Origin of the sequence: Alteromonas sp. BMJM2 (genome assembly GCF_027257845.1) — a bacterium.
Classification (GTDB): Bacteria; Pseudomonadota; Gammaproteobacteria; order Enterobacterales; family Alteromonadaceae; genus Alteromonas.
The window spans coordinates 602329-612922 of the sequence record NZ_JAPVOT010000001.1; the positions used below are offsets into that span (position 1 = coordinate 602329).

Below are 10594 nucleotides of genomic sequence, written 5' to 3' on the forward strand. Positions count from 1 at the left end.
TTACATTTCTAGCTCGCGCACCCAATCAAGAGAACGTACATTTGCAAAAAATGACGACCCATCATGCTTTCTTCTTGCGAGCTTTAACAGCAATAATTGTGTTTTTTTTCTTTGTATCTAGTGGGTATCCATCTAGCTCGGATAAGCTCGTTAATGAATACTCCATCGAACAACTCACGGCTAATGATGGTTTTGTCTCGTCTGAAATTTACTCAATCATTCAAGATACACAGGGCTTTTTGTGGTTTGGCACAGCCGAAAATGGCGTTATGCGTTACGACGGTAAAAAGGTCAAATTGTTTGAGTCGAACAACGATGTAGCAAAAGGGTTATCACACAATGATGCCGGTAACCTTATGTTAGATCGGGACGGGAATATCTGGATAGGTACTTGGGGGGGAGGAGTAAATAAATACAACCCTGCAACCGGTATATTTCAACGGTTTAGTCATGATCCCAGCAGTGCAAACTCCCTTTCTTCAAATCGCATTCAGTCTTTGTTTCACGATAGTGCTGGCGCTATATGGTTAGGAACATATAACAAAGGGCTCAACAAGTACTTAGGTGATAGTAAGTTCCTTCGTGTGCTAAAGGACGAGGAAGAAGACACCGGTCTGTCGCACAATCGTGTTTGGGATATTATCGAGAGCGATGAAGAGAGCCTTTGGGTAGCAACAAGCTATGGCTTGAATTTACTCAATAAAACCACGCTTACTGCGACACACTATTTCCCTGATGAAAGCAATAAAACTGCCACAGGCGCCAACGAAATTCGAAGTTTGCTACTGACACGCTCTGGACATTTTTATGTTGCTACCCAGGAAGGCCCCTTTTTGTTTTTACCCCATAGCGAAACCTTCATTCCTCAACTTACTCAAGAGGGGAAGTCATTAGGACAGGTTAACTCGATGATAGAAGATCATCAGGGCGACGTGTGGTTTGTTTCAACCAATGGGTTGTATCGCCATACAGGAAGCGATAATACAGTAGAAAAAATGGATTTTGGTTATGACAATGGTTTGAGAATTATTTTTGAAGATAAAACTCACACAAAATGGATTACCAGCGAAGTGCATGGCATTTTCAAGCTATCGCCCCGTCGAAACGTGAAACTCATTAATAGCGAGTCGTTAGTTGCGCCAAACGGTATTGAGCTTGATGAAAATGGCGATGTACTGATAGTCAATGCCAATGCCGAAATTTTTAAGTGGCAGGTGAAAGAGCAGCGGCTCGAGCAGTTGTCAAAGTCAGTGTTTACAAGCTTTGAAGGTTACACACAAAATGGCGTGCTTGAACGTCCTATTATTATTCCCGTTGAAGACTCTATTATTCCCGTTGAAGACTCTATTATTCCCGTTGAAGATTCTTTTACTCCCGTTGAAGACTCTATTACTCCAGCAAAAGACTCTGTTAGCGGCGTCATTGGAACAAGCACGCTTTGGGTTGCTCAAGATGACTATTTGGCTAAACTCAATAGAAACACCGGCGAGATAGATCGAATTGAATACCCAAAAGACGATAGCGAATATCGACACTTTCGCGAGTTTAGAGCCCTTGAGGTAGACGATGAGGGTAACCTATGGGTAGGCACTTATAAAAACGGTATTTACATCTATAACGTTCGAGACAAAACATTTAAGCACTTAACCCAAGATGATGGTCTTCCTCATCCTGAAATCCACACTATTTTCAAAGCGCGCAGTGGAAATATGTGGGTGGGAACTGGCCAAGGTGTTAGCCGGTGGCAGAAAGGCGACAAGAGTTTCATGGCATTTAGCGCTGTCAAACAAGACGAGACTCTGCTTGGCAGTATCGTTGAAGATATTCACCAAAGCACTAATGGCGACATATGGATTGCAACGCAGAGTGGATTAAATCGATACCTACCCGATACAAACAGTTTTAAACAGTTTAATGAGCAAGAAGGTCTGCCGGCAACCGTTATTCGTTCAATGTCAGATGGAGAAGAAGGCAAGCTTTGGCTCACAACAAATAAGGGTATTTTTCTATACGATCCTGATGAAAAAATTGCCACTAATTACACGAGCAGTAATGCGCTCGCCGGTAAAAATTATTACGCCAATAGTTTAGTTAAATCAGCCCAAGGTACTTTGTTTACAAGCAGTCAACGAGGCATTGAATACTTTTCTGACGAAAGAGAGCAAAATGTATTACCCGATGCAAACATCGTTTTAACCGAGTTTAATATTATGGGCGAGAAGGCGAGTACGGATACAGCACTCTCATACATTACTGATGTTCATCTGTCATACGAAGATTACTTTTTCTCTTTTGAATTTGCGCTGCTCGAATATTCATCATCGACGAAATCTCATTTTGCATACAAGCTTGATGGATACGATGAACAATGGATAGAAATTGGAAGCTACAACAACGTGTCATTTACACATCTCAAGGGCGGAGACTATACACTTCGAGTAAAAGCCTTAATGCCAAATGGTCAATGGAGTAAGAGGCAATTAGCGCTTAACCTACACGTTGAGAAGGAGCCGTGGAAAACATGGTGGGCATATACTCTTTACTGCATGCTGTTAATAGGTTTGGTGTTTCTAGTTATCTATCTGCGGACTCGTCTTCACCAAACTGAAATAATTAAGCAAAAAAGTTTTGTGCAAGCGTTAGAGCAACAGGTATCTGAGAAAACCGCCTCTCTTGAGGGGCAGGCGCACCAACTAAAATCAGCATTAAAAGATGCGGAAGAGGCCACGAAGCTTAAATCTGAATTCCTCGCCAATATGAGCCACGAAATCAGAACGCCCATTAACGGTGTGATAGGTATGCTCGGGCTACTCAAAAACAGTGGCTTGAATAGACAGCAAGCACACCGCGTTGATATTGCGAACTCAAGCGCTAACTCTTTGCTGGTACTGATTAATGATATTTTAGATTTCTCCAAGATTGAAGCTGACAAGCTTGAGATCGAATCTGTGGACTTTGACTTGAGAGATTTAATTGAAGAGCTTGCTTATTCAATAGCCCATACTGCACAAGAAAAAGGGTTAGAAGTTGTTGTAGACCTCGCCAAAGTGCCCATCTCCAAAATTAATTCAGACCCCAACCGTATAAAACAAATCCTAAACAACCTATTGAGTAATGCTGTTAAGTTCACTGAGCTCGGTGAATTAAGCATTGAGGCGGAGTTGCTTCCTGCAGAAGATGAAGGGAGTCTGATAATGCGCTGCGCTATTAGTGATACGGGGATCGGAATTGAGAAACCTAAATTAGATCGACTTTTTGATGCATTTACCCAGGTTGATGCGTCTACAACCCGTCGCTACGGAGGGACTGGACTTGGTTTAACGATCACTAAAAAATTGTGCGAGTTATTAGGTGGCGCAATCCACGTAACCAGTGAACTCGGTGAGGGAAGTTGCTTTATTGTTACCTGCAAAGTTAACAAAGTAAGCGACGCTCAACCAATTGCGCCTCACATAGACACAAGTAATCTTCGCTGCCTAATTGTCGATAAAAGCCGGGCTTATAGTGCTGCTATCGAAAAGCAATTTACATTGTGGGGTGTCAATACTACAGTCGCCGGGTCGGCTAAAGAGGCCCTTGCACAATGCGAGGAGAGCTTTGACTGCTCAGAGCCTATAACGACGTTATTTATTGATAAAGACGTGCCCGATATGCCCTTTAATACTTTCTACAATGCGTTGAGAGATGATGAACGTTTTTGTGATATACGCGTTGTAACAATGACTTCATTAAAGGACATCGACAGCGCTGAAATGAGCAATGCATTAGGTGTTTTTGCTAGTTTCCCCAAACCATTATCAACCAACGATTTCAAGAGTGTGCTGGAAAGTAATGCACTTTCGGAAAACTCGCTCAGCACGGGTCGTGAAAATACCTTAGCTCATATAGCAAGCGCGTCCATTGCTGAAAACGAAACGCTTAATAACGATGAAATAACTACGCCGACATTGTCCAACAATACTCAGGTGTTATTGGTTGAAGATAACGCGATTAATCAGATAGTTGCCACTAGCGTAATGGAAAGTGCAGGCTTTCATGTAGATGTCGTAAGCAATGGCAAAGAGGCCCTTGAGTTACTACAAAAATGTGGCGACGAAAGGGTGTACTCTCTCGTGGTGATGGACTGTCAAATGCCAGAAATGGACGGTTTTGAGGCGACTAGGCAGATAAGAAGAGGCGTTGGAGGCAAGCAATATCGAGAGGTTCCTATCATTGCAATGACTGCAAATGCTATGAAAAGCGATAAAGATATGTGTTTGCAGGCCGGTATGAATGACTTCCTGACAAAACCCATAGAGCACAATATTGTTATTTCTACGATGAAGAAGTGGATAGATAAATCCAATTAATTGCTCTTCGAAGTAACCTATTGCCATTGTAATGGGTATCTGAACGATTTGATGACTCAGCTATAGCTATCACGTAGATTGCAGTTCAGTCATTACCCAAACTTAACTGTTTGTTAAGATGTTTTTGACCGATTCGTAACGTGATAACTGTTCTTTAGATAGTTGAGCAGACTCCAACGTTTCTCTACATGATTTAATAGCTTGCTTCATGTCAGCGGGTAGAGCGTCACGAGACTTTCTAGCACGTACGATGGCTTGCAAGTAATTCAATGCAATAGAAGGGTTTTTAGGCATCACTCTAAAGGCTTGCGAGAACGTAGAATAAGACTGCTCTAGATTTCCCCTTTTATACTCTGCAACGGCAGAGTTATTCAGTGCTTTGGGGCTTAGTGAAATAGCGGTTTTCTCCGCTTGCTCTTGTGCAATATAGCGACACATTAAATCATCGCTTTCTTCATTTCTCTTTAAACGATGAGAGAGAGCTTCAAATATTTTCAGTGACTCATCTTTAAGCCCAACCTCATGTAGCGCTTTTGCTCTATCTAGTAGCGCTTCTGTAGAATGATGTTGTGCTTGGTCGATATGAAAGCCTGATAAGAGCGATTGCGCTTTGGTCACATCATCCTTTAAATAATGTAACCGTGCATCCAAGACGTATAACTCGTCATTGAGAGATGCTTTAGGATGAGCCTGTCTCAACTGCTGTAAATAACTTGTAGACTGCTTCACGATTTTATTTATATCTTCAGGTGCAGAAGTCATCGCGAAATCTACCCCAGCTCTTGCTGCATTTAGATAGATGTCTGGTGTGTCGTGAATTGAGTCACGAGCGTACCGTACAAGCTGTTTGGCGCTGGTAAATTGGTTTTCATAGTTATGGGTTATACGGGCTAAATTGATGGCTTGCTGGTGACGAGATACTTTTCTTGGCGAAATACGGCAAGCGAGATTGGTACATTCTAGGGCGTCATCAAAGGCATCGTATTGAATCTTTAACTTTGCAAGTAAATCGTAAGCCGCTAGCTCAGCGTCTGGACGCATCGCCAGCTGTAAAATTTCTCTTTCTGCGTCATCAAATTCTTTAAGTGCTAACAGGCAGTTTGCAATCCCCAGCTTTGCCCAACTGAAGTCTTGAACGTTTATGATTGCGTCGTAAAACGCTAGTGCATCAATAAATCGTTGATTAAGAATTAACAAGTCGCCTTTAATTTTCATTGCTAGCGGAAAATGTTCAGCGTGTTCAGGCTGAAGCAGGAACTGTTCTACTTCATAAAGCGCTTTTTCATGGTCGTTCTTATCCATGCAGCGATATACACTTCTCAATGCTGCTTTTCTAGAGAGGACTCGCGATAGTCGCCTATCGAGTTCGTTGACTGAAAACGGCTTTGCTATGAACTCGTCAGGTTGTAATTCGATGATGGCGTGAACAACTTCTGCAGAGGTATCTGCGCTCGTGAAGATAAAGGCATTAGTTAATGAGAGCGTGTTTTCAGACTGTAACTGTTCAAGCAGATAGTATCCCCCTTGATCAGAACGCAGGTTGTATGAGCAAATTATTGCGTCGTATTCGCGTTCTTGTAACGAAGAAATTGCTGCGGAAGGTCGGTCTACATAGTCCATGTTACTAAACCCAAGCTGCTCAAGCGCGTAATGGAGATGGCTTTTGGCCAATACCTGATCTTCAGCAATAAGTAATTTAGTATCTTTGGCTAAGCTATATTTCATATTCCTGCCACATAGTTAATTTTAAAAACACCCATTAAAAAGCGTTTTACGATAAGCGTTAAAAGACAGTGGGCAACGACAATGATTTCCCTATAACCCTCACTATAGCTTTTTATCGGCACAGATGCTCGAAAATTGACCTTTATGAATTCTACTCTCAAACAGTTAGCTTTAAATAAGATATCTTTCACAAAGATAGTTTTTTAACCGAGTACTTTTAAGCCATGCGTTTTGAAAACAAGTCACTATAAGCATACAGAATTAGCTGTGATTGGTATCTGTACACTTCTAGCATTGATGATAGTGTCTTGAAGTAACACAGTTGCTTGTCATCGTATGATGCTCTGCTAATGGTTTTAGCTAAAAAGATCTTGTTCATCCCACCGCTTTAATCAGTTGATTGCTAGTGTTATCTCAAATTTTTAGATGCGCCATTTGTCATTTTAGATGGGCCAGTGAGTAGTTTAAAAGCAACGATAAACAAAGATGTCGACAAAAATAAGGAAGTTATTATGCGCTATTTAACCGTAGGTTGTTTTGTTTTGGCTTTGACGGCCTGTCAAAGTACACAGGTCCCACCTCAGGAAGGGACTAAAAACAGTGCTAAACAAGTCGCAAGCGAAGAAAAGTCAGACGTAATCAACCGAATTACACCGCTTTACCCGGTTGCTGCGGCTAAAGCAGGGGAAATGAGGTGTGCAACAATTGATTATGTGATCACACCATCCCTTGAAATAGAAAAAATGACAGTGATTGATGCGACAGCGAAGCATTTTGTTCAAGAAGCAATGAATGTTATTCCTAAGTGGGGTTGGTCTAACCTTGACGAAGGCGTAATTACTGGGCCATTGTTGATGAGAACTCGATTTGAATTCTGCCTCAAAAATGGTGAGGGGAATTGCACGGAAGAAGCCGTGAATAAACGCACGTCATGCCGTGGAGATGATACAATGTTTGTTGTTGGATCAAGAGTAAAACGGTACAGTTTCTAACCATCATTTTAATAAGCTGTTAGAGACGATATTGTGTTTGCTTGAAGGGCCACGCACACTGCATTGCACAGTAACTTCAGTACAAGTGAGGCGTTAACAGCCTACCTTCACTTGTGCTGAGCCATCTTTCACTTACGCCTTAACACTTCAAACTCTTGTTCAATAATTTCTTCTCTTTCGTGTATAGGTTTCAGTTGTTCTTCAAAGGCGTCATTCGGTTGCATGGGTGTTAAAAAACCTGCTGCAATAAATCTACAGTTGTTTTGTACTTCTTCAGTGCAATAATCAGTATTTAACTCGTCAACTTTCGCCTGATGCTGAGCATTTGAACAACCGCTTAAAAAGCAAATTCCAAGGATTGTGAGCAGGGCTGAATTTGCCTTGATTGGCATATTTCTACAGATTAATTCTACACTGTGATTTGCGACCATACTGGTAAGTACCCCTTTTGCAAACTTTCTTAATTAAAGTTATCACATTAGTTCTGAGTTGTAACTTATCCAAATGAGTCACGCGCTAGCAGGTGTGTTTAAAGGTGAGGCTAATGTCGCTGTGGCTCGGCTTGAGGTTATTGAATAGTCGGAATTTATGAGGTGTTGGAAATATAAAGGATGGTGGACGCTACTGTGGCTCGCTTTGAGGTTGTTGAACCATCGAGTCTTATGACAATTTAGGGATAGAAGAGAAAGTGGTGGACGCTACTGGGCTTGAACCAGTGACCCTCGCCTTGTAAGGGCGATGCTCTCCCAACTGAGCTAAGCGTCCGGCATAAATGAATTGGAAAAAAGGAGATGGTGGACGCTACTGGGCTTGAACCAGTGACCCTCGCCTTGTAAGGGCGATGCTCTCCCAACTGAGCTAAGCGTCCATCTGTATTTCGCAATTCTAACAACAAGCAAGAGTGGTGGACGCTACTGGGCTTGAACCAGTGACCCTCGCCTTGTAAGGGCGATGCTCTCCCAACTGAGCTAAGCGTCCGTCTTGTTTGTTTACTTGCCTGGGCAAGTGGGGCGGTATTATAGAGTTGCTCGTGATAGTGTCAACAATAAAATTAAAGAAAATTACCGTATGCGCGAAAATTAAACATTTTGCTGGCTTTTTATATAAATTGATGAAAAACGCATCGTTTTTTGCGAGGTGTTTTCTTCTTAGCCTCCTTACAGCCTCAAATAGAGGGGCAACGCAAACAATTATTAAATGACATTCTCTACTGAGGTGAGTGTCTGTCCATTTTGCTCGCTTAACGAATACGAGTGTCTGTCCGTTACACTCCGTTACACTCATATATTTTCCATGATTGTTATAGCTACATGTTGAATGTCACCTGAATATTAAATACTGCAGAGTGAATGAAGCGGCTTTTGTCGTAACACTTACGCTGGTAGAATAAGGGCAAATAAGTTCTAAATTAACTATAGAGAGTATTCATGTCGGTTGTAACACGATTTGCACCTAGCCCAACGGGGTATCTTCATGTTGGGGGCGCACGCACAGCGCTGTATTCTTGGCTTTATGCGAAAAGCAAAGGCGGTGAGTTTGTACTTCGTATAGAAGATACAGATATTGAACGTTCTACTGAAGAAGCTAAACAAGCAATCTTAGACGGCATGCAGTGGCTTGGTTTAACTTGGGATACAGGCCCGGTTTATCAAACAGAGCGTTTTGACCGATATAAAGAGCTCATTCAAAAGTTACTAAACGAAGGTAAAGCCTATAAGTGTTTTATGAGTTCAGAAGAACTTGATGCCATCCGCGAAGCACAAAAAGAAAAAGGTGAAAAACCTCGCTACCCTGGAACATGGCGCGATAGAACAGACCACCCAGAAGGGCAACCGTTCGTTATTCGCTTTAAAAATCCGCAGGAAGGGTCTGTTGTGATAAAAGATCACGTCCGCGGCACCATAGAAATCAGTAACGGTGAACTTGACGACCTTGTCATTCAGCGTACTGACGGAACGCCAACTTACAACTTCTGTGTTGTTGTAGACGATTGGGATATGGGTATTACTCACGTTGTGCGTGGCGAAGACCATATCAATAATACTCCGCGTCAAATTAATATTCTTCACGCACTAGGCGCACCTATTCCTGAATACGCTCACGTATCTATGATACTTGGCGATGATGGTAAGAAATTGTCAAAGCGTCATGGCGCAGTTAGCGTAATGCAGTATCGCGATGATGGCTTTTTACCACAGGCGGTGTTGAACTACCTTGTTAGGTTAGGTTGGTCGCACGGCGACCAAGAAGTATTTACTCTTGATGAAATGATTGAGCACTTTAGCCTAGATGGAATAGGGCAGTCTGCTTCCGCATTTAACACAGAGAAACTTATTTGGTTGAATCAGCACTACATTAAGTCTATGCCAGCAAGTGACGTTGCTGCTCATGCAAAATGGCATTTTGATCAGTTGAATGTGGATGTAACCGCAGGTCCTTCTCTTGAATCGGTTATTGCTATACAAGCCGACCGCGTGAAGACGCTCAAAGAGCTGGCGGAGATCTCGACGTACTTTTATCAGGATTATGATGAATTTGACGCCAACGCCGCGAAAAAGCATCTTCGTCCAGTGGCGAGAGGGCCATTAGAGTTGGTGAAAGATAAGCTATTAGCACTTGAGGAGTGGACGCCAGCAAGTATTCAAGCTGCGATAAATGCCACAGCAGAAGAACTTGATGTTGGTATGGGAAAGGTAGGCATGCCGCTACGTGTAGCTTCCACAGGTAGTGGTAATTCACCCTCGCTAGACGTGACATTAAACCTGCTCTCAAAAGAGAAAGTTGGTGAGAGAATCGACAAAGCGCTTACTTTTATAGCAAACAGAGAAAATTCATAAAAAAACCGTTGACATGGCAGGGGGGGATGCCTAGAATGCGCCCCGCTGTCACGGAACAGTCATATTAAATTGACTACGACACGACGGGGCCATAGCTCAGCTGGGAGAGCGCCTGCATGGCATGCAGGAGGTCGGCGGTTCGATCCCGCCTGGCTCCACCAAGTTGCACATCGTGCCTAGCATGATAGAGAGAATATCTTGTAACTTAATAGGCTATCTGAGAGCTCGGATTGAGTGTAATCAGTTGCGACAATATCTCATTACATCGTTGTTTATTTAGTGAATCTACGGTGTAACTGATTCAAACGACTACGTTTGAAAAGATTTATTGTCCCCTTCGTCTAGAGGCCTAGGACACCGCCCTTTCACGGCGGTAACAGGGGTTCGAATCCCCTAGGGGACGCCATATAATCGCGTCACGGTCGGTCAATACCGTGAAATAGGCTGGAGTTAATATATTTAGCTTCTGACTGAAAGTTTGGTAAGGAAAAGGTCGCTCAGTTCGCTGGCTCACTTCGCCTTACTGAAAATCTCGAAAGCGTAGCTTTCGAAAGAAGATTTTCAGTCCCCTTCGTCTAGAGGCCTAGGACACCGCCCTTTCACGGCGGTAACAGGGGTTCGAATCCCCTAGGGGACGCCATATAATCGCGTCACGGTCGGTCAATACCGTGAAATAGGCTGGAGTTAATAT

General features: G+C 42.8%; 5 protein-coding genes and 6 tRNA genes. 6 read left to right on the top strand and 5 right to left on the bottom strand.

The features are described from left to right. The first annotated feature begins 50 nt into the window (after nucleotides 1-50). Nucleotides 51-4349, top strand: coding sequence for a hybrid sensor histidine kinase/response regulator (locus tag O9X84_RS02625; protein WP_269518015.1), 4299 nt, complete (start codon nucleotides 51-53; stop codon nucleotides 4347-4349). A 102-nt stretch (nucleotides 4350-4451) separates the two neighbouring features. Here O9X84_RS02625 and O9X84_RS02630 read toward each other — a convergent pair whose 3' ends face one another. After that, nucleotides 4452-6074 carry a response regulator gene (locus O9X84_RS02630; RefSeq protein WP_269517981.1) on the bottom strand — a complete coding sequence of 541 codons (1623 nt, stop codon included), beginning with the start codon at nucleotides 6072-6074 and terminating at the stop codon, nucleotides 4452-4454. A 455-nt stretch (nucleotides 6075-6529) separates the two neighbouring features. Between O9X84_RS02630 and O9X84_RS02635 the strand changes: the two genes are divergently transcribed. After that, nucleotides 6530-7066, top strand: a complete 537-nt coding sequence (locus tag O9X84_RS02635) for an energy transducer TonB (protein WP_269517982.1) — start codon at nucleotides 6530-6532, stop codon at nucleotides 7064-7066. 128 nt (nucleotides 7067-7194) lie between these two features. On the opposite strand, the gene O9X84_RS02640 is transcribed toward O9X84_RS02635, so the two are convergent. From O9X84_RS02640 to O9X84_RS02655, 4 genes are all read right to left on the bottom strand, one after another. Next, nucleotides 7195-7497, bottom strand: coding sequence for a hypothetical protein (locus tag O9X84_RS02640; RefSeq protein ID WP_269517983.1), 303 nt, complete (start codon nucleotides 7495-7497; stop codon nucleotides 7195-7197). A 258-nt stretch (nucleotides 7498-7755) separates the two neighbouring features. Continuing rightward, a tRNA-Val gene (locus tag O9X84_RS02645) sits at nucleotides 7756-7831 on the bottom strand. A gap of 27 nt (nucleotides 7832-7858) precedes the next feature. Next, nucleotides 7859-7934, bottom strand: a tRNA-Val gene (locus tag O9X84_RS02650). A gap of 34 nt (nucleotides 7935-7968) precedes the next feature. Continuing rightward, nucleotides 7969-8044, bottom strand: a tRNA-Val gene (locus tag O9X84_RS02655). A 449-nt stretch (nucleotides 8045-8493) separates the two neighbouring features. On the opposite strand from O9X84_RS02655, the gene gltX reads away from it, so the two are divergent. The 4 genes from gltX (at nucleotide 8494) to O9X84_RS02675 (ending at nucleotide 10543) form a co-directional block, all read left to right on the top strand. Continuing rightward, nucleotides 8494-9903 carry a glutamate--tRNA ligase gene (gene gltX / locus O9X84_RS02660; RefSeq protein WP_269517984.1) on the top strand — a complete coding sequence of 470 codons (1410 nt, stop codon included), beginning with the start codon at nucleotides 8494-8496 and terminating at the stop codon, nucleotides 9901-9903. Between the two features lie 85 nt (nucleotides 9904-9988). Next, a tRNA-Ala gene (locus tag O9X84_RS02665) sits at nucleotides 9989-10064 on the top strand. Between the two features lie 169 nt (nucleotides 10065-10233). After that, nucleotides 10234-10309 (top strand) — tRNA-Glu (locus O9X84_RS02670). 158 nt (nucleotides 10310-10467) lie between these two features. Continuing rightward, nucleotides 10468-10543: transfer RNA gene (locus O9X84_RS02675), tRNA-Glu, on the top strand. Nucleotides 10544-10594: the final 51 nt, after the last annotated feature.